The following is an 18,689-nucleotide window of genomic DNA, read 5'->3' on the forward strand; positions in this document are numbered from 1 at the left end:
CGATGCACGATTGAATCCCCAGGAACTTCGCGCATTCCAATTCACGTGTGAACAATATGCCCCGAAGGCGTAAAAAATGTGCGCTGAGGAGCTACCTGATTGGTTCCTGCGCGCTACCCTGATGCCTGCTTCGGTTGTGACCGGAGCAGAGAGCGGGGTGAAACAGAGCATGAATAGCTGGCTGTCGAGATTCGGTAAGCGCGTCACGAGTCGAGCGGGTCTGCGCGTGCTGGTTGGCTCCCTGGCCGTCCTTCTCGTCGCGGCGGTGGCCCTGGTCGTCCAGGGAAGTGGCGAGCGGACCGTGACCTACACGGAGATCCTGCAGATCGCTGGTGGGTCGCAGGTGGCCCGGGTGGAGATCCAGGGCGAGCGCTTCCTGATCCAGCAGGCTGGTGGGCAGCGTTCCGTGGGGCTCGTCGCCGACGAAGCGCTGCGGAAGGATCTCGCCACCCGCTTTGCAGAGGCCGGTGTGCCCGTCGAGTTCGCGCCGGGGGTGAGCTCAGGCGAGCGCGCCGCGGGCATGCTCGGGCCCTTCGCGGTGCTCGCGGTGGTCGGCGCAGGTCTCTTCGTGGCCCAGCGCAAGCGCCAGAAGGGGCACTTCACGGAGCTCGGGAGCGGCATGCAAGGCATCCAGGTGCGCTTCGCCGACGTGGCCGGCATGGACGAGGTGAAGGAGTCGCTCAACGAGACCGTCGAGTTCCTCAAGGACCCCAAGCAGTTCGCGCGGCTCGGCGGGCGTGCCCCGCGCGGCGTGCTGATGACGGGTGAGCCGGGCACGGGCAAGACCCTGCTGGCGCGTGCGGTGGCCACCGAGGCTGGCGTGCCCTTCCTCTCCGCGTCCGGATCGAGCTTCCAGGAGATGTTCGTCGGCGTCGGCGCCTCGCGTGTGCGGACGCTCTTCGCCGAGGCGCGCAAGGTCGCTCCCTGCATCATCTTCATCGACGAGATCGACGCCGTGGGCCGTGCCCGCGGGCGCAACGGTGACTCCGCCGCAGCCGACCACGATCAGACCCTGAACCAGCTCCTCGTCGAGATGGACGGCTTCGATCACACCGCCGGTATCGTGGTCATCGCCTCGACAAACCGCGTGGACGTCCTCGACCCCGCCCTCCTGCGGCCTGGTCGCTTCGACCGCCAGGTGGTGGTGCCCCTGCCCGACGTGCGCGGCCGCGAGGAGATCCTCCACGTCCATGCCCGCCCGCTGGCGCTCGCCCAGGAGGTGGATCTCGGCCGCATCGCCAAGTGCACGCCCGGCTTCTCGGGCGCGGAGCTTGCGAACCTCCTCAACGAGGCGGCCATCATGGCCACCCGCGAGGGCGCCGATGCGGTGGCACACGACCACATCGATCGCGCCCGCGACCGGGTGCTGATGGGTCTGGAGCGCAAGAACGTACTCGTGGACGAGGAGGAGCGTTACACGACCGCCGTGCACGAGGCCGGCCACGTCACGGTCGCCCTGCTCGCGACGGGGACCGACCCGATCCACAAGGTCTCCATCCTCCCCCGCGGACGCGCGCTGGGCGTGACCCAGGCCCTGCCCGAGAAGGACCGGCTCATGGTCCGCAAGGATTACCTGGAGGACCAGATCTGCCTGCTCATGGGCGGACGCGCGGCAGAGATCGTGGTGCTCGGGACCATGACCGCCGGTGCGTCCGACGACATCCAGCGCGCCGCGGGCCTCGCACGGCGGATGGTCGCGGAGTTCGGGATGAGCGATCTCGGGTGCATCGGCCTCGGCGCCGACACCCATGGGCGTAGCCAGGCCCTCCTCGACAAGGTGGAGGAGACGGCGCGCACCCTCGTCGAGACGCAGCTCGCCCGCGCCATCAAGATGGTCGAGTCGCGGCGCGCCGAGATCGACCTCCTCGTCCAGGGCCTGCTGGAGCGGGAGACGCTCGACGCCGACGAGATCTACGAGTGCTTCCCGGCCGATCGCCGCTCCGTGCCCATGGCGACGGTGACGAAGCTGGCGCGCTTCAAGGCTGCCTGAGCCTCGCCTCTCGGGGTGGGGTACACGCCCCCGCTGCCCGCCCCACCCGCCCCGCCCCCTTCAGAACCCAGCCATCACTACGTTCAAGCGCACCTCTGCGCCGAGCCTGAATCCCGAGACGGCGGTGACGGTGGCGTTGTCTTCACCCCCCAGACCGCCACGCACGAGGAGCCGCGTCTCGGCACCGGTCTGGAAACAGCCGTACGCCACGTGCGCGCCCACGCCGAGGTGACCTCCGACCAGCATCGCCGGCGTCTCCCGGGGATCGCTGACCGGTGTCCACATGTCGAGCCCGGCCCGCGCGAACGCATGCGAGCCTGTGAGCTGCAGCTTGCCGGTGGCGAACGAGAAGGTCGCGGCGGGGTGGAAGCCGAGCGTCGTGAAGACCAGATCCCCGTGCTCCATCCGCAGCACCGAGGGATCCAGCGCGATCCCCCACTCTCTGTTGATGCGCACCCGCCAGCTCGGACAGTACCCGAGGTGGGTCGGCCTTCCTGGACCGCTCCAGACTCCGAGACAGGCGGCGAGGATGCCCAGCTCGACCCGGGGGAAGCGCACCGGTCGCGGCGGAACCCAGGCGGTCACCGGGGACGGCACGCCGAGGTAAGGATTGACTCTGGCGCGCTCCTCCGCGCGGAACCGCGCCTCCAGCTCCAGCCTCACCCGCACCTCCGCTTCCAGACGGAGCCGCGCTTCCCACTCGTAGTAAGCCTCCCAGGCCAGCCGCGCGTCGGCCTCGGCGCGTGCGCGTGCCTCGGCCTCGGCGCGTGCGCGCGCTTCGGCTTCGGCGCGAGCGCGTGCTTCCCAGTCCACCTGGGGGGTGGGCACGTTGACGGGCGGCGTCTGCACCGGAGGGGGCTTCCAGTCGATGCCTCCCTTGAGGCACCAGGGCGGAATGCAGGGCTGTGACTGGGCCTGCGCGGTGCGCGACCAGCACACGAGCACCACCAGCGTGGCGAGGAACGCGGCGCTGCCGGTAACGCTGCAGGGGTTCAGTCGTCTCGGCACCATCAGAACCCCATGCTCGGTCCGAACAGGTACTCGATGGCGCCATGCGGTGTCGGCAGCCTCCGCAGGTCACCTCCCACGTCAGTCCGGAAGAGCAAGCGCGCCTCGATGAACCACCCCATGAACCCCCTGCGCCCGATGCGCACCGCGCGGAACTGGAAGCCGCCCCCGAGGTGCGCCCCGAGCACCGCGTCCGGCGCCTGAGGCGCATCTTTGAGCGGCAGCGTCACCTCGAGCCCCGAGCGGACATAGACATCCATCGCGCTCGGTTCCTGGCTCATGAGGAGCACCGAGGGTTCCAGGGTCACGCCCGGGAAACGCTCGTCGACCAGGTGAAGCACGCCGTAGGAGCCCGCGACCTCGAACCCCAGGTACTTCTTCAGACGCAGGCGCGCGCCGAGCCCCACCCCCTGGCTCCAGAGGCCGAGATCGTCGCTGACGAACCCGACGGAGATCCTCCCGGGTGTGAAGATCTCGAACATCGGCAGCCGGATCGGCAGGGGGTTCGGTTCAGGCTGCACCCCGCGCTGGATCCAGGCGCGGCGGCGCTCCTCGTGCACGTCGCGCGCTGCCCGCTGCCGCTCTTCGGCCTCCATCTTCGCGCGCGCCTCGGCCTCGAACCTGGCGCGCAGTGCCGCCTCCGTCTGCGGCGTCTGGGGTGGGGGCGTCGCCGGGGCGAGCGGGGCCGCTGGGTGACAGAAAGGCGGGATGCACGGGAGCTGCGCGGACGCTTCGCCTGCACCGAGGAGGCTCACCGCGAGGGAGGCCAAGAACGCAGCGGTGATCGTCGAGAAGCGGCGAAGGTGCATCGCGCGCGTCACCCCAGCAGATCCACGGCACCCGGCGCTCGGAGGGGCGTCGCGATCCCGGCGCGACTGAGGTACTCCATCACGCCCAGCACCCCGGCCTCGTCCCACGCATCGCCCATGAACTGCAGCCCCACGGGTACGCCCTCACCGTCCACACCCACCGGCGCGGTCCCGGCGGGGAGCCCCGTCAGGTTGCCCAGGAACGCGAACCTGCACAGCGCATCGATCGCCGCAGGGTCGCCGAAGCCCTCGCGCACGTCCGCGTCCGTGTACCGCGGCGCGCCGCCGCCCATCGTGGGCAGCGCCAGCACGTCCACCTCGCGGAGCGCCGCCGCCACTTGCTCTCGCAGCCGCGTGCGCAGCCGCTGGCCATCGAGGTACTCCAGCGCCGTCAACCCGGAGCCCACGGCGAGCGTCAGCCGCAGATCGTCCGTGAGCACCTCGCGCCGCTCCAGCCAGTCCTCCTGCCGCTCTGCCAGCACCTCGGGCACCACCGTCACGTAGCCGATCGCCGGCGCCGAGCGCGACAGGGGCACCAGCACCCGCACGATCTCCGCACCTTCCCGCTCCAGTGCGTGGAGGGCCTGCCAGCACACGGACGCCACCTCGGAGCTCGCGTCTCGCCACTCGGCGTCGATCACCCCGATGCGCAGCCCTCGCACGCCAGCCCGGAGCCTCGCCGAGAACCCTCCTCGGGGCGGCGGAGGCGCCCAGCGCGTCGTCGGGTCCTCGGGGTCCACCGTGGAGGCGACGGCGTCAAGAAAGGCAGCCAGGTCCGCGACGCTGGCTCCGATGGGTCCGGCATGTGTCACCGACCCCCCGATCAAGCTGCCCTTGCTGCTGACGCGCCCGTAGGTGGGCTTGATCCCGAAGACACCGCAGAGCGATGCGGGCAGACGGATCGAACCCCCCGCGTCGGTCCCCACGGCCAGCGGAGCGACGCCGAGGGCCACGCCCACCGCCGACCCGGTGGACGAGCCTCCTGCGGCGCGCTCCGGGTGGTGGGGGTTGCGTGGCATGACCAGGTTCACGTTGGCGCCGATGGGCGACATGCCCCACTCGGTCATCACCGTCTTGCCGAGGATCACCGCGCCCGCCCCGCGCAGCCGGGCGGCCACCGTGCCGTCGCGCTCCTTGGGAGCCTCCGGCGTGCACCGGGAGCCTTGCCGCGTCGGCAGGCCAGCCACGTCGAGTTCGTCCTTGATGAGCACGGGCACTCCGTCGAGCGCACCCCGCGCCGCGCCGGCGGCATACCTCGCGGCAGACGCCGCGGCCTGGGCGCGGACATCGTCGACGTCGCTCGCAGCGAGCACGTTCATCGAGGGGCGGCGCCCGCGCAGAGCCTCCAGGGCCGCGAGCGCGCGCTCCGTCACCTCCACGGGCGACACCCGCCCCTCGCGCAGCGCCTGCTGGATGTCCGCCGCGGTTCGGAGGGGACCCCCTGCTGCGGGCGGGGCGAACTCTTCGTTCTCGGGCGCGCGTGAGGCCCTGGCCTGCAAGGGGCGGTGATCGCTCGGCAGCGGCGCTGCGCGGGCCCCCAGGGGTAGGCGCTGAAGGGCGGTGATCCCCAGGCCACCCTTCAGTGCTGCCCGGACGGCGCCCGCGGTGACGGGGGACTCGGCGGCCACACGCGCTGCGGTGAGCGCGCGGCCTGAAATGCGGGGCATGGGTCTGGGCATGGCGGGGTAGGGGAGGGGGAGGAGAGAGAATTCAGGGGTGCAGGGCGAGTCGTTGCTGGAGCGTGGGGCGTCGGGTGGGCATGGAGCGCGTGGAACCCGTGAACCGTGCGGCGATCACTTGCATGGCGCTCCTCCGTCCTCACGCTTCAGACAGCGCAGCAGAGTGTAGCTCGCCTGGATCGCCGAGTTGTAGGCAGCGGCGAAGCTGCCATTGTAGGTCGCGTTGTAACAGGCCTCCCCCGCGAAATACACCTGGTGCGCGACGGGCTTGGCGAGCACTCCTCGCATCGCCGATTTGCCTGGTAGCGCTGCGGAGTAAGCCCCGTGAGTCCAGCTCTCGGAGCCCCACGCCGTGGTCCGCGACTTCACGAGCGCTTTGCCCGCGTCGCACTTGCACATCGCGCTCATGGCGGTGACGGCGAGCTTGGTCATCGCGTCCTTGCCGCGCCCCGGCTGCTTCTCCAGCTCCCAGGCCCGATCGCCGCCGAAGAAGCCGATCGCGGTGTTGGTGTCCATCGGCCTGAACACGAAGGCCATGTCGTCCTCACGGCTCCCGAGGTCCCCACCGTAGAGCACCCAGGTGTTGTCGAGCGCAGCGCCGTCGTCCTCGGGGAAGACGTCGGCCGTGCTGAACTCCAGGATGACTTTGTTGAGGAGGCCCATGGGCAGCCCCGCGATCGCCTCGCGCTTGTCCGCGGGGAGCGCGGGCTCGAAGGCGATCTTCCCCGACGCGAGCACGCCGGTGGACACGGTGACGAGCACCTTGCGCCCCTTGAAGCGCTCCTTCGTCGCAGTCTCCACGGACACCCCGCTGGCCCCGTAGCTGATCTTCGTCACCGGCGCGTTCAGGCGCACGTGGGGCATCACCTCCTGCCCGAAGGCCTCCACGAACGTGCCGTACCCCTCCTTGACGAGCACGTCCGCGCCTGCCGCGAACTTGGCCGACTCCAGCGACGAGCTCCGGTCGAGCTCCACGGCGCTCTCCAGGGGCCCGCTGTTCATCGCGACGAGCTGCAGCAGGTCCTTGAACGATGGCTCCTCCACGCCCTTCGCGGGCCGCTGCGAAGCGGCGCCACCCGGAGCGCGCACGGCGTCGTCGTTTAGCGGCTCCTTTCCCTCCAGCCATCCGGAGCGGCGTGTGGCGTCGGTGCGCATCGATGGAGGCGTAAATGGGATGCCGTCCAGTCGTCAAGGCATCACGCCAGACCCTGCCACGACGGCACCCATGCTCGGGCCAGGCGTCAAGGCCGCACGCCTTCAGCGCGGCGAGGCTACCCAGAGCGGGATGCCCACCACGACGCTGACACCTCCGAGCGCCATGCCCCCGACGCCGACCATGGTGAGGGCCTCTCCGTACGCTCTCACGTCCCCCCCTCCACGCTGCATCCCCGCCGCCCCGACCGCCGCCATCAATCCACTCAACGCCGCGATACCGAGCCCCACGCCGACCAGAATTTTCCCCGCCTTTCCCGTGTTCACCCTGCGCTCCGCCGGCGCGAACTCACCCGTGTCCTCCGGTGGGATCTCGGCTGCGCTGTCGAAGCGGAGCGGCGGGGCAACCTTCTCGTACGGCGCACCCACCCAGGCTCCCTGGCCCGGAGGCGGAGGATACGCCCACGGGGGCACCCCGTACCCATGAGGAACCCAGTACCCCGGAGGAGGTGGCGCTCCCGCGGGAGCCGCTCCTGCCTGGCCTGTTGACGCCTCCGGAGGGCGCGTGACAGGCGCAGGCACCGCCACGTCGGGCCCTGACGGTGGCGATGCCGTGGGTGCAGGTGAAGACGCGGCGGCTGGCGCTACCTGCGCCACGGTCGTGGGCTCCGCGCTCGATGCGCGGGGCGCGAATACCACCGCGCTCATCAACGTGGCGCCAGCCAGCAACGCAGGAATCCGCAGGGCAGGCGTCTGCAGGGCAGGGGAGTGCTTGTACGGGGACATTGCCGAGACCTCTCTCGGCGTTGACCGGAGCAATCCGAACGCCACTGGACCGTCGAATCTTTCGACACTGCGTAGGGCGGTAGCGCCACCCGTGGATCCTGCTGGATACGCTCGATCAGCCGGGAGGGGAGCTGACGGTGAGCAGTGTCCTCACCATCCTCGGCGGCGTGTGGCGCGAACACCCCTGCGCGGGACGACGTTCGCACAGGTCGCGAACGCGCATTCGCCCCCTGCATCTCTCTGCACACCACCCCGATGTCCACCCAGCTCTGCCGGAGTCCGCGTGGGCAAGATCACGCCCCCACGGGATCGCCTCCCTGACGCATTGCGACGCAGGGGCGAGGCAGCTACAGGGGCCGCCACCGCGAACAGCCCATGAACATTCCCACCGTCGACCTTACTGATCTCTCCTCCAACGACCCGGCCCGCCTCGCCCGGAGCGCCGAGGCCATCCGTCACGCCTTCGGCACCTTCGGCCTCGTCTACCTGAAGAACCATGGCGTCGACGCCGACGCCCTCACCCGCTTCTACGACGCCTTCCGCGCCTTCGTCGCCCGCCCCCTCGATGCGAAGCGCCCCTACGGCCGCGCCGACCTCTGGTACCAGCGCGGCTGGACCCCGCCCAACACCGAGGTCGCCGTCGCCGGCAATGGCCAGCCGGACTTCAAGGAGTGCTACTTCGCGGCGCCTTTGCCCACCGACGAGGACTCGCGCGTCGAGTTCCCGCAGATCTACCCCGACAACATCTGGCCCGACGACGCCCCGCCCTATTTTCAAGAAGGCCTCCTCACCCTGGGCCGCTCCCTTCACGACGCGGGCCTGAGCCTCCTGCGCGGCGCCGCCGTGGCCCTCGGCCTCCCCCCCACCGCCTTCACCGCGCTTTGCGACCGGGCCCCGCACGTCACCCGCGCCCTGCAGTACCTGCCCCTCGGCCCCTCCCAGGTGAACACTGGCATCCTCTGGGGCGAGGAGCACACCGACTTCAACCTCCTCACCCTCCTCCCCGGCGGCCGCTTCCTCGACCCCGAAGGCCGCCCTGCGCCACAGCCCGATGCCAGGAGCGGTCTCTACCTCCGCACGCGCGCGACTCCCTCCGAGCCCAGCGGAAAGCTGGTGCAGGGGGCCGCGCCCCCCGGGTGCATCGTGGCCCAGGTGGGGCAGCAGCTCGAGATTCTCACGGGCGGCACCTTCCTCGCGACGCCCCACGTCATCACCGCGCCCGGCGTCCCCGGCTGGCAGCGCCAGTCGGCCGCGCACTTCATGCACGTGCACACGAGCACGCTGCTCTTCCCGCTCCCGCCCCTGCGCACGCCCGCCGCCATCCGTAGCTACGCCCCGCCCGTGCTCGCCGGCACCTACGACATCAAGACCCTGGTCGACATCGGCCTCGCCCCCCCGAGTGCCCTCGACCAGCTCGGCTACCGCCACTACGACCGCCTCAACCGGATGCGCGCCGAGGCCGCCAGCGCCTGACGCGCGCCTCGCAACCTCAGGGGAGGACGAGCTTCTTCAGCGCCTCCTCGACCCTGGCCTTGTGGGCCGTCACCCAGGCGTCGAGCGTCTGCGCGGCATCCTTCTCGGCTCTCGCCTCGGCGTTCCGTAGCACTTCTTGCGCCTGACCGTGGGGCACCACCACGATGCCCTCCTCGTCGGCCACCACGATGTCTCCCGGCTCCACGTTCACGCCGCCGCACACCACCGGCGCATTCTGGATGCCGGGCTTGCTGCGGGGCGCCGGGATCGGGATCACCCCGCGCGCGAACACCGGGAACCCGAGCGCCCGCACCTCGGCGAGGTCACGGATCACCCCGTCGACCACGAAGCCCGCGATGCCGCGCTGCTTGGCGTAGGCGCACACGTTGCCGCCCGCCATGGCGAAGTCGCAGTCCCCCGCCTTCACCACCACCACGCTCCCTGGCGGCGCGCGGTGCAGCGCGACGTGGAGCATCAGGTTGTCGCCAGCCGGGCACGCCACCGGATATGCGGGCCCCGCCAGGCGCGGCATGGGCTGCCAGAGCGGCCGGAGCCCGTGATCCATCACCCGATCGCGCGTGAGCACGTCTCCGAAGGTCGTCGGACTCAGCCTGATGAAAGCATCCACATCCATCGAGGTCTCCTCTCCAATCCGATGGATGCCGTGACACGCCATCAGCGCGCCGACCACCCACCCAGCTCGAACCCCTGCCGCTGCGCCACGAACCTGGCCACACCCGTGGGCCGGGACGACCATGCCGTGAAGCGCGCCGAGGACCATCCACTCGGCACCACCGCGGAGCGCGAGTACGAGGACCACATCCCGTCGCTGCAGGCGTAGCACGCGGCTCGCGTGAGCTGCGCGTCGAAGCGCAGCCGTCCTTCGGGGCTGTACGCGGGCGTGATCTGGACGAGCTCGGGGAGCTCGGTCTCCCCATTCTCCATCGGGAAGTCGGTGCTCTCCTCGTCGAGCGCGGCGCGGCCCTCTTGCTGGAGGCGCTGCACCTCGGACAACTCCTCCAGCAGATCGACGGGAGCTGCGCGCTCGATGTTCCAGACCAGGAACGCTGCCGCCGTGGACCCGTGCGCTCCACATGCATACATGTAAGTTCGCTCCTGGATGAACAGGTACGGCCCCACGCTCGCCAGCAGGCTCACCGAGTGGTCGATCTCGTTGGCTCCATCGAAATCTCCCCGCGGAGCCACCACCAGTGCGCGCATCTCCCCGCCGCGCAGGGCAACCTCGGCGCGGGTGGCGCTGCCCTGGCCTCGCTCCTTGTCGACGATGTCGGGATCGCAGGACCCGGTGTCCAGCGCGACCGCCTCCATCTCCCAGCGCCACTCGCCTTGCGGCGTGGCGATGGTCACCCCCTCTTCCTCCCCGAGCGCCTCACCGGCCGCGTTGACCCGGTAGGTCTTCACCGCGCCATCTGCCCCGCGACCCCAGACCAGGAAGACGCGGGCGTCGGGCTCCTCGGCCAGCGGCGGCGCCGCGATGGGGGTCGCCAGGACCACGGTGGTCGCCGCCACCGGAGGAAGCGGCCGCGGGCTCGCCGTGCAACCGGCGACCAGCGCCGACGCGGCGAAGACGAGATGGAACGCGCAGAGGTCCGGGCGGAGGGCGGCGAGGGAGGAGCGCAGCATGGCCTCGTTGCACAGCATGCCCCATGCCCCGGCGCAGGAGCGGCTTTTCTCCGTCCTTCCTGCGTGGGCACCTGTGGCCGGGAAGCCACCGGGCGTGTCCCGATGAGCGCACCCCCCGAGCCACCCCGCAGGGACGCCCTCGTCAGCCGCTCGTCTCCCCGCCCGTTCCCTGGTTCGACCCCCCTCCCGGCGGATCCCACCACTTCGACAGCCGCCCCGAGGGAAGTGCCGGGATCTCTGACGCCGCGCGCGCGTAATGCGACGTGTCGTTGAACAGCGTCAGCCGTCCGCGGGTCGGCCCCTTGAAGTCGAGGATGTTCAGCGCCGCCGGGCCTTGATCCAGCCGGTCCCGGTAGGAGCGCGGCTCGATCCCCAGCACCGCGCTGATCAGCAGCCGGATGGTGGCCTTGTGCGACACCACCAGCACGTGCTCCCCCGGGTGGGCGTCCACGATGGCGAGCAGCGCCGGCAACGCGCGCGCCGTCACGCATAGCCCTGTCTCGCCGCCCTCGGGCGCGAACGTGTACGGGTCCTGCTCCCACTTCGCGTATTCCTCGGGGTAGCGCTCCTCCACCTCGCGCCGGGTCTGCTGCTCCCACCGCCCGTGGGAGATCTCCCGCAGCTCCGCCCGCACCTGCACATGCAGCCGGTGCTCCGCTGCCACGAGCCGCGCCGTCTCCATGCAGCGCCCCATCGGGCTCGCGTACGCCGCCCGAAGCGGTTCACCCGCGAGCCGCTCTCCCAGCTTCCGCGCCTGCGATAGCCCCTCCTCGGACAGCGCCACCTCGGTCTCTCCGGCAAACCTGTCCTCTGCCGTGAGCACCGTCGCCCCGTGTCGCACCAGGAACACCCGCGTCGTCATCGCTGCACCTCGTTCGGCCCCCTGAGCGCCGACATGCTCACCGGCTCCTGGCGGCGCACTGTCCGCGCCAGGGTGCCACCCTGTCCGGGAGACTATCTTCGCCTTGGCCCAAGGAAGTCCATCGCGACGGTACTTCGGGTGCTACGGTCGAGAGACGCGCGGCGCTTCGTCGCGCAAACCAAAGGCGGTGTCCCATGGGTGACAAGTCTCCCAAGTCCAAAGACAAACAGAAGAAGCAGGACAAGGCGAGCAAGGACCAGAAGAAGGCCACCACTGTCGCGCGTACGCCGACCACGGGCGCCGCGACCGCACCCGCCAAGAAGGGCAAGTAGCCCCTCCGTCCGCGCCATCGCAGGCGCCGAGCGGGTGGATGCCCCTGCAATCAGGCTGACCGAGACCTCGGCATGAGGTGACGGCGGCCAAGCGCAACGCGCGGCTCACCCCTCCCGCCAGCCCTCTTCACGCTCTCGTCAGCTCTCGTCAGCCCTCTTCACGCTCTCGTCAGCCCCCGCTTCCGCCAGCCTCCTGCGCGGGGTCTGCGCGGCGTGTACACGGCCCACCTCGTGTGGCGTGGCGCCTGGCCACCCATCTCCCCCGGCGATGATCATCGTCAACGCAATGCCCATTCTCGAAACGCAGCGCGCGACGCATCCTTCATCGTGTCGGAAGCGACCGACGGAACCCGAAGAAACTCACGGAGTGAACCATGATCACGATGCGCGCTGCAGAGGAACGGGGCCACGCAAACCACGGCTGGCTCGACTCGTACCACACCTTCTCTTTCGCGGGTTACCAGGACCCGAAGCACATGGGCTTCCGTTCGCTCCGGGTCATCAACGAGGACCGGGTGCGCGAAGGCCAGGGCTTCGGCACCCACCCGCACCGGAACATGGAGATCATCTCGTACGTCATCGAGGGCGCGCTCCAGCACCGCGACTCCATGGGTACCGGCTCGGTGATCCGCCCCGGCGAGGTGCAGCTCATGAGCGCCGGCAACGGCGTGACGCACAGCGAGTTCAACGCCTCGAAGAGCGAGCTCGTGCACTTCCTGCAGATCTGGCTCATCCCCTCCGAGCAGGGGACGCCGCCCCGGTACGAGCAGAAGGCCTTTTCGCGGGAGGAAAAGCAGGGGCGCCTGCGCGTCGTGGCCTCCCCAGATGGCCGTGACGGCAGCGTCTCCGTGCGGACCGACGCCGTTGTCTACGCCGGCCTTTTCGACGCCGGCGAGGCGGCAGAGCTCCGCCTGAACAAGGGCCGAAACGCCTGGGTCCACGTGGTGCGCGGCAAGGTCCGCGTGAACGGCCGCGACCTCGTGGCTGGCGACGGCGCCGCGATCACCGAGGAGGCGGCCGTCCGCGTGGAAGGCGTCGAGGGCGGTGAGAGCGGTGAGGTGCTGGTGTTCGACCTTGCCTGAGGCGCCTGCCCTCACCGCGGCCCGAGGGCCTGGGGGGCCGATGCGCGATCGAGGGCCCCCAGGCCCTCGCCTACCTGTCCCGGCCCCCGGCCCTCCCCTGGGCTTCTTCAGCCGGCTCTTTCCCAGCCTGACCCTTCTCGGCCCCGCCCTCTCTGGCCTGACCGCTCTCAGCCGCCCCTTCCGCAGCTTGAGCCTGAGCCGGGACCCTCTCCACGGGTCCCAGGCCATCGTCCACCACGCTGACGCGGCAGCCATAGAGCTCGGCCATGGCGCGGATCGGACCTGTGCCTCCGTAGGGAAAGGCGAGTGGCGTGAAGCGGAGTTGACCGCTGCTCGCCGAGAGCTGCACGGCTTTCTCGAGACGGTATTCGCCCTGGTAGAGCTGGTAACCCAGGGACCCGAGCGACTCCTCACGGGGTCTCAGGGCGAGCCTCGCCCAGAACTGCGCCTCCGGGTGGAGCTTGCCCCGCGACTTGCGGTGCCCCACGTCATTCCAGGTCCGCGCGAGGAGAGCCCACGCCGCGGCGTCCGTGAACGTCACCTCCACGTAGCAGGGAGGCGGCGGCGCGGACTGCTGCGCGGGCAGCGTGGGCGGCGGCTCCCAGGGCGCGAGGGTGCTGCGCACGGCGTCGCAACCAGCACGGTCGAAGGCCGCGAGGTCGACACCGGCATCTTCGACCGCATGCCTGGCGAGGTAGCCCGCAGTGGGCCAGGTGAATGCACCGATCGCGCTGAATTCTCCGAGCCCATCCTCCACCGCCCGCGCAACGCAGCGCACCCCGGCGCTGAGGCGGCGCCGTCGGGCCCTCTCCGGGTTCGGCGGATCTCCCTGGCGACCGGCGAGACCAGACGCGAGCGCGTTCACCTGCGCGAACGTCTTGCGCGCCTCCACCTCGGAGACCATCCCGCCCGCCCAGGCGCTCAGGACGCGGTGCGCGATCCGGACCTCCTCCGGGATCTCGGCGAGTCGCTTCAGGACCTCCTCGGCGCAGCGGAGCCCCGCGGCCATGTACGCGCGCTTGTCGACCTTGCAGGCCGCGGCCATCCACATCAGCCACCCTGCCCGAGGCGCGTCCTGCCACGCCGCCCGGAGGTCGGTGCCGAAGGCGTGGGCCCACAACGCCGCCTCCGGATCGCTGGAGGCGCCCTGGAAGAGGCTCTCCACCGACCGCGGCGCTGGCGCATCGTCGGCCGTCGACATCGGGAGACGAGGCTACCACCCTTCTGGTCCCCGCAGACGACCCCCTTCCGGAGCCCTGCGTCCGCTTCCTACACGATCGCGGGCCCCAGGCGGCGGCTGGCACGGCTGCGGGGCCGGGCGGTTCAGCCCGCGCTCACGGCGTCGGGAAGTGCGACTGCATGAACGCCATGTACGCCTCCTCGGACGTCTCCCGCCGCGCCTTGACGAGCGGCTGGATGTCCTCCGTCGCCACGTAGCGGAGCTGATCCGTGCCATCGGTCGCCGCGCGGAAGATGACCTCTGCCACGTCCTCCGACGTCGCCAGCCGCTTCGCCCGCAGCCCTGCGAACGCCTCGTTCGCCCGGGCAACGAACGCCTCGTAATCCGCCAGCGAGGTATTGTGCGCCGCCTCCGCGCCGCTGCGCGCCCCGAAGCTCGTGGCGAGGGCCCCTCCCGGCTCGACGATCTTCACCGCGATATTCTGCGAGGCCAGCTCGTACCGCAGCGCCTCCGAGAACCCCTCCAGCGCAAACTTGCTCCCGCAGTACGCCGACAGCATCGGCAACGTGAACACGCCTGCCCCCGAGCTGATGTTGAGGATCATCCCCAGCTTCTGCTGCCTGAAGTGCGGCAGGATGGCCCGGGTCACATCCATCACCCCGAACACGTTCACATCGAACTGCTCCTGCATCTTCTCCCGCGAGATCGACTCGAAGACCCCGAACAGGCTGAACCCGGCATTGTTGACCAGCACGTCAATCTTGCCGAACCGAGCAATGCCTGCCGCAATGGCCTCGTCGATGCTGCCGCGGTCCTGCACGTCGAGCCGCGTGACCAGCACGTCCTTCATCCCCACGAGATCGGTCTCCGCCGCGGGCGCTCGCATCGTCGCCACCACGTTCCACCCCTCTCGCGCGAAGTGCTTCACGGCCGCCTTGCCGAAGCCCGAGGAGGTGCCGGTGATCAGGACAGTGTTCTTCATCGCTCGCTCCCTTGTCTTCCACGGGTCGCCGTGGCCAGAGCGAACCTAGCCAGCACCCTCGGAGCCAACAATCAGCCCACCGTGGGATGCCCTGGTGCACGTCTTCGAACAATGCCCTGCCGTCGGCAGGCAGGCAGGCAGGCAGGCAGGCAGGCAGCGCTCGCACGTCAGCGCACACGAGGATCGTCCTGTCTTATCAGGGAACCGGATACCTGACCGGAAACTCACAACGCCTTCGTTTCTCCGTGCGGTTCGCGCAGCTTGAAGAGCAGAGATCGGCCCTTCAGCGATAGTGACGCCTCGTTGAGGAGGCGCACCAGTTCCTGCTGAAGGAGTCGTTCGGAGGCGCAGGGGACAGGCTCGATCCACAGCGTTGTCTGCCGCTCCTCCAGACATGCGAGGAAACTGCGTCCGAGCAGCAGTTCATGCAGTCGCCCCAGGCTCATGGTCCGTACTTGGTGGAGCCGACTACGCAGCAGCAGCAAGGCGATGGCATTGTGCATCAGCAGCATCAGGTTCTTGCACAGCCCCTCGGCGCCTGTGGGCATCCGCGCTCCCTTGTCCTGCGGAGCTTTGAGGCGGCGCGCCTGCTGTTCATCGCATCCGCGTTTCTTGCGAGCGAAGCGTCGAATCGCCTGCATCGTCTGTGGCAGGGTGGTCGGCACGAAGGCCTCGATTTCGTCGCTGAGTGCTTGCTCGCGCGCTTGCAGGCGTGTCCGCGCGCCATCGATGCCGCGACTGGTGGTCGTCACAAGCCCCCGATCGAGGTTGCGATCAAAGCCGACGGCGACCAGCGCCTTGAGCGCATTCTCGTTCGAGGGCCAGCGTGTCTTGTACAGGCGGTCGAGCTTGCGCAGCGCCGCTTTGGTCAGTGGCCTGCCCGTGCGGTAGCGCAAGGCCTTGGTGGACCCGCGCCCCTTGTCAGGGTGGGCGGGAAAGATCACCTCTTCGGGCCCTTCCTCGCCCACCTTGCTCTGCATCGCCTTACCGTGGTGCGGTTTGCCACGGGCCACCTTGCGATCGCGCCGCACGAAGACGGGTAGCCGCGACCGCGTGTGCACCTTGGGCGCGCGCCGGTAGCGTGTCCAGTGTGTCGAGCCTCGGCTGACCGTCAGGGAGGGGATGGCGCGGGCGGCCGCCCAGCGCAACGTCGCGACCCCACTGCCACCGCGAGCCCAGATGTGGTGCCGCGACTGCGACCTCAACCATCCAGCGCGCGGCTTGTCTGCGTACAAGACCTCAAGTGCATCCTGCAATGGGCTCGCAGGCTTGTGCCAGGAGACGTGGTAGGCCAGCGCCGGACCGCCACGGGGTCGCACAACCGTCAGGCCGAAGTAGGTCGCCGCGAGCAGGCGGTTGCCACGGCTGCCAATCGGAGCGGCGTATGCAGGCTTCTTGGTCCAGTAGACCTGACCAAACATGTCGGTGTAGGCGATGACCTTCCCCCCACACGCCACTGCAGCCTGGTGTACTTGCGCTTCTACCGCGCGGGCCACGAGCGCAGCCCCCCCGCTTCGCGCCAGGTAGCGGGCGTGCTTGCGCAGCGTGCTCTCGTCATAGGGTCGAGCACGACCCGTCCAGATCGGTTCGGCTCCGGCACGACGTTCGCCCCCGACCCAGCCCCCAGAGTTCATCAATCGCCCTACAAGCGCCCCCAGGTGCTCCTCGATCACACTCGCCTTCGACGGCGACCGCGAGGACACGGGCGACGCTTCAAGGCACGTCGCTCCCGACGGCGCTGAGACGAGCGTCGTCGGAGACGACGCTGAAGGGGACGTCGCTTCTGACGGCGGTGCCCTCGGCGCGCTCATCTCGTTCGCGAGCTGGGCGAGCGGCTCGGCAAGCAGTGCCGGCCACAGCACCGTCCCTACCGCGGCAGCCGGTTGGAAGCTGCCACGCGCGCCTGAAGAGAAAAAGGGGGTGGAGTGAGCGAACCCGCCGCGCTGCCTTTGCGAGGTCGTCCAGGGAGCCGGTGTGGCACCCCGGCCTGCTTCAGGGTCAACTGGATCAACGCAGCACTCGGCCTCGACTCTTCGGGTTCGTGCTCCTTTATCCACGCCGCAATCTGGCGCGTGCCGATGTCTCTCGGCAACCTCGCGCGCCGGAGGGCGTAGTAGCCCTGCAGGATCAACGCGCGCATTGCGTTCAGCCCATCGGTTTTATCAAGGCGTTCATTCGCCACAGCAGTTCCTCTCATCACCTCCTTTGATGCTGCGTCGCACCAAAGCTCGCTCTCCTTCGTCACGTGCCGAGACGGCCTCGCTTCCACGCCAACTCTGGGCCCTCAGAACCTCTCGCCGTCTCGCTCGTTCAGCGTTTCGGAGGCAGCTTTTTCCCATCGAACGCGAGGCGTCCCGGTTCCCTGGTTAGAGACGCTGGCAGTAGTTATCGATGCTGTGAATACATAAAGTTTTGTGCTTGATAGGAAGTCGGAAAGAGAGCGAGTCGAGGAGCGGATTTCATCTCATGAGAGCAGTCTCGCTATAGCCATGGCGCGAACTACCACTCTCGGGTCTGCCGACTCTCCTTGGCTCCGGATTTCGCCAAGAAGACGCACGCCCATCCTCCTGAACCTCGGCAGCTCCTTCTCCAGCGTCTCCGGCAGGTACACCGCCGCCTTCCTTGCCGTTCCACCCAGCCGCCCTCCGCTGAGCAGCCCGCGTAGCCTCGGCTGCCCGAAGGCCATTCGCTTCTGGTAGTGGCGGCCGTCCAGCAGGGTGCGCTCCACCATCGCATCCAGGTAGCCCGCTCCAGCCGTCTTCACCGTCTGGGTGAAGGTGTCGCGCACCTGGGTGGTCAGCTCTTCCAGGACGCCGTTGGCGTGCTGCATCCAGGGGGTCTTGAAGGCTTCCTGGATGCGGTCCATCAGCTCCTTCAAGCGCGTGTTGCCCGGGAGGTGGGGGGTGACGGCGGCGAGGGTGGCTTTGAGGGTCTCCAGCTCGTCGAATTGCATTTCCAGCTCGCCTTCGGCGAGGACGAGGGGGGGGATGAAGCCGTCGGGGTCTTCGAGGGCGCGGTGGAGGGCGGCTTCGAGGCCGTCGATGTCGAGGGGTTCGCCGCGGGTGAGGATGGCGAGGGCGTCGCGGCGGTCCTTGGGGGGGAGGCGGCGGGCTGGGGGGAGGTCGTCGTCGAGGTCTTCGTCGTCGGGGCGGGGTTTGACGGTGGCGAGGAGCTCCTTCCACTGGGGTTGCTTGCGGATGCGGGGGAGGGAGGCGGGGTTGAGCCAGAGGAGTTCGATGGCGGGGCGGTGGAGGGCCGTGGGCTTGGGGGCGCCGGGCTGGGCGGCGGCGGCGTGGGCGGCTTCGTTGGAGGAGGGGCCGGCGCCGAGCTGGACGCTCCAGGCGGCGGCGTCGGAGGCGCCCGCGAGGCCGGCGCTGGCGCCTTGGGGCCGGGCAGGGACGAGGGCGGGGGCGCTGGCGGCGTCGGCGGCTTGCTGGCCGATGGTGTGGGCAATGCCGGGGCCGCCGGAGGTCCAGGGGCTGTCGGCGCTGGCGGGGGCGATGGGGCCGACGGCGGGGGGGCGGCTGACGAGGGGAGGCGGGGCGATGGGCGGGAGATTCGCGAGGGGGAGCGCTCCGGGAACTGCCGGAACTGCCGAGGGGAGGGCTGCGTCGGGGCGCGGCAGGGAGGAGGGGGCGAGGTCCGGCTGGGGGGCGAAGGGGAGGCCGCCGCGGGCGGGGTCGGAGGTGGGGGCGGGAGAGGCGTGGGGG

15 protein-coding genes and 1 pseudogene are annotated in these 18,689 nt (G+C 69.8%); 4 read left to right on the forward strand and 12 right to left on the reverse strand.

The genetic code is table 11. The features are described from left to right. Positions 1-226 precede the first annotated feature (226 nt). A complete protein-coding gene (gene ftsH, locus CAP_RS07750) occupies positions 227-1,990 on the forward strand; it encodes an ATP-dependent zinc metalloprotease FtsH (protein ID WP_370865970.1) in 1,764 nt (587 codons plus the stop codon). 60 nt (positions 1,991-2,050) lie between these two features. On the opposite strand, the gene CAP_RS52050 is transcribed toward ftsH, so the two are convergent. The 5 genes from CAP_RS52050 to CAP_RS50005 all read right to left on the reverse strand — a co-directional run bounded on the left by CAP_RS52050 (position 2,051) and on the right by CAP_RS50005 (position 7,067). Beyond that, positions 2,051-3,001, reverse strand: coding sequence for a hypothetical protein (locus tag CAP_RS52050; RefSeq protein WP_044237860.1), 951 nt, complete (start codon positions 2,999-3,001; stop codon positions 2,051-2,053). Further along, the gene (locus tag CAP_RS07760; protein ID WP_197041061.1) at positions 3,001-3,807 is read right to left on the reverse strand and encodes a hypothetical protein; all 807 of its coding nucleotides are present in this window, start codon (positions 3,805-3,807) and stop codon (positions 3,001-3,003) included. The genes CAP_RS52050 and CAP_RS07760 overlap by 1 nt, the downstream gene beginning before the upstream one ends. 8 nt (positions 3,808-3,815) lie before the next feature. After that, a complete protein-coding gene (locus tag CAP_RS07765) occupies positions 3,816-5,474 on the reverse strand; it encodes an amidase (protein ID WP_231511199.1) in 1,659 nt (552 codons plus the stop codon). A gap of 126 nt (positions 5,475-5,600) precedes the next feature. Next, the gene (locus CAP_RS07770) at positions 5,601-6,641 is read right to left on the reverse strand and encodes a flavin monoamine oxidase family protein (protein ID WP_044237868.1); all 1,041 of its coding nucleotides are present in this window, start codon (positions 6,639-6,641) and stop codon (positions 5,601-5,603) included. 102 nt (positions 6,642-6,743) lie between these two features. Then, positions 6,744-7,067: a hypothetical protein gene (locus CAP_RS50005; protein WP_044237869.1), complete on the reverse strand. Its 324-nt coding sequence runs from the start codon at positions 7,065-7,067 to the stop codon at positions 6,744-6,746. A 732-nt stretch (positions 7,068-7,799) separates the two neighbouring features. On the opposite strand from CAP_RS50005, the gene CAP_RS07780 reads away from it, so the two are divergent. Beyond that, positions 7,800-8,897, forward strand: a complete 1,098-nt coding sequence (locus CAP_RS07780) for an isopenicillin N synthase family dioxygenase (protein WP_044237871.1) — start codon at positions 7,800-7,802, stop codon at positions 8,895-8,897. Between the two features lie 16 nt (positions 8,898-8,913). On the opposite strand, the gene CAP_RS07785 is transcribed toward CAP_RS07780, so the two are convergent. The 3 genes from CAP_RS07785 to CAP_RS07795 form a co-directional block, all read right to left on the reverse strand. Continuing rightward, positions 8,914-9,531 (reverse strand): RraA family protein, encoded by a 618-nt coding sequence (locus CAP_RS07785; RefSeq protein ID WP_044238030.1) that lies wholly within the window; start codon positions 9,529-9,531, stop codon positions 8,914-8,916. 41 nt (positions 9,532-9,572) lie between these two features. After that, complete coding sequence (locus tag CAP_RS07790; RefSeq protein ID WP_052374459.1) at positions 9,573-10,559, reverse strand: hypothetical protein; 987 nt, start codon at positions 10,557-10,559, stop codon at positions 9,573-9,575. Positions 10,560-10,683: 124 nt separating this feature from the next. Continuing rightward, a complete protein-coding gene (locus CAP_RS07795; protein WP_044237873.1) occupies positions 10,684-11,403 on the reverse strand; it encodes a histidine phosphatase family protein in 720 nt (239 codons plus the stop codon). Between the two features lie 194 nt (positions 11,404-11,597). Between CAP_RS07795 and CAP_RS50010 the strand changes: the two genes are divergently transcribed. Beyond that, complete coding sequence (locus CAP_RS50010) at positions 11,598-11,735, forward strand: hypothetical protein (protein ID WP_156040576.1); 138 nt, start codon at positions 11,598-11,600, stop codon at positions 11,733-11,735. Between the two features lie 374 nt (positions 11,736-12,109). Then, positions 12,110-12,817: a pirin family protein gene (locus tag CAP_RS07800; protein WP_044237875.1), complete on the forward strand. Its 708-nt coding sequence runs from the start codon at positions 12,110-12,112 to the stop codon at positions 12,815-12,817. Between the two features lie 70 nt (positions 12,818-12,887). Here the strand turns inward: CAP_RS07800 and CAP_RS07805 are convergent, their stop codons facing one another. The 4 genes and pseudogenes from CAP_RS07805 to CAP_RS54880 all read right to left on the reverse strand — a co-directional run. Next, the gene (locus CAP_RS07805; RefSeq protein ID WP_044237878.1) at positions 12,888-14,018 is read right to left on the reverse strand and encodes a hypothetical protein; all 1,131 of its coding nucleotides are present in this window, start codon (positions 14,016-14,018) and stop codon (positions 12,888-12,890) included. Between the two features lie 133 nt (positions 14,019-14,151). Further along, on the reverse strand, positions 14,152-14,979 hold the full coding sequence (locus CAP_RS07810; protein WP_044237880.1) for an SDR family oxidoreductase: 828 nt from the start codon (positions 14,977-14,979) through the stop codon (positions 14,152-14,154). Positions 14,980-15,203: 224 nt separating this feature from the next. Next, the gene (locus CAP_RS07815) at positions 15,204-16,652 is read right to left on the reverse strand and encodes a hypothetical protein (protein WP_156040577.1); all 1,449 of its coding nucleotides are present in this window, start codon (positions 16,650-16,652) and stop codon (positions 15,204-15,206) included. A 791-nt stretch (positions 16,653-17,443) separates the two neighbouring features. Next, a pseudogene (locus CAP_RS54880) lies at positions 17,444-18,689 on the reverse strand (hypothetical protein); the annotation flags it as partial.

The organism is Chondromyces apiculatus DSM 436 (assembly GCF_000601485.1).
Taxonomy (GTDB): domain Bacteria; phylum Myxococcota_A; class Polyangia; order Polyangiales; family Polyangiaceae; genus Chondromyces; species Chondromyces apiculatus.

Excerpts from the sequence above, each read along its gene's own strand:
- CAP_RS52050 (WP_044237860.1), bottom strand. The coding sequence starts at position 3,001 with ATGGTGCCGAGACGACTGAACCCCTGCAGCGTTACCGGCAGCGCCGCG.
- CAP_RS07760 (WP_197041061.1), bottom strand. The coding sequence starts at position 3,807 with ATGCACCTTCGCCGCTTCTCGACGATCACCGCTGCGTTCTTGGCCTCC.
- CAP_RS07765 (WP_231511199.1), bottom strand. The coding sequence starts at position 5,474 with ATGCCCCGCATTTCAGGCCGCGCGCTCACCGCAGCGCGTGTGGCCGCC.
- CAP_RS07770 (WP_044237868.1), bottom strand. The coding sequence starts at position 6,641 with ATGCGCACCGACGCCACACGCCGCTCCGGATGGCTGGAGGGAAAGGAG.
- CAP_RS07780 (WP_044237871.1), top strand. The coding sequence starts at position 7,800 with ATGAACATTCCCACCGTCGACCTTACTGATCTCTCCTCCAACGACCCG.
- CAP_RS07785 (WP_044238030.1), bottom strand. The coding sequence starts at position 9,531 with ATGGATGTGGATGCTTTCATCAGGCTGAGTCCGACGACCTTCGGAGAC.
- CAP_RS07790 (WP_052374459.1), bottom strand. The coding sequence starts at position 10,559 with ATGCTGTGCAACGAGGCCATGCTGCGCTCCTCCCTCGCCGCCCTCCGC.
- CAP_RS07795 (WP_044237873.1), bottom strand. The coding sequence starts at position 11,403 with ATGACGACGCGGGTGTTCCTGGTGCGACACGGGGCGACGGTGCTCACG.
- CAP_RS50010 (WP_156040576.1), top strand. The coding sequence starts at position 11,598 with ATGGGTGACAAGTCTCCCAAGTCCAAAGACAAACAGAAGAAGCAGGAC.
- CAP_RS07800 (WP_044237875.1), top strand. The coding sequence starts at position 12,110 with ATGATCACGATGCGCGCTGCAGAGGAACGGGGCCACGCAAACCACGGC.
- CAP_RS07805 (WP_044237878.1), bottom strand. The coding sequence starts at position 14,018 with ATGTCGACGGCCGACGATGCGCCAGCGCCGCGGTCGGTGGAGAGCCTC.
- CAP_RS07810 (WP_044237880.1), bottom strand. The coding sequence starts at position 14,979 with ATGAAGAACACTGTCCTGATCACCGGCACCTCCTCGGGCTTCGGCAAG.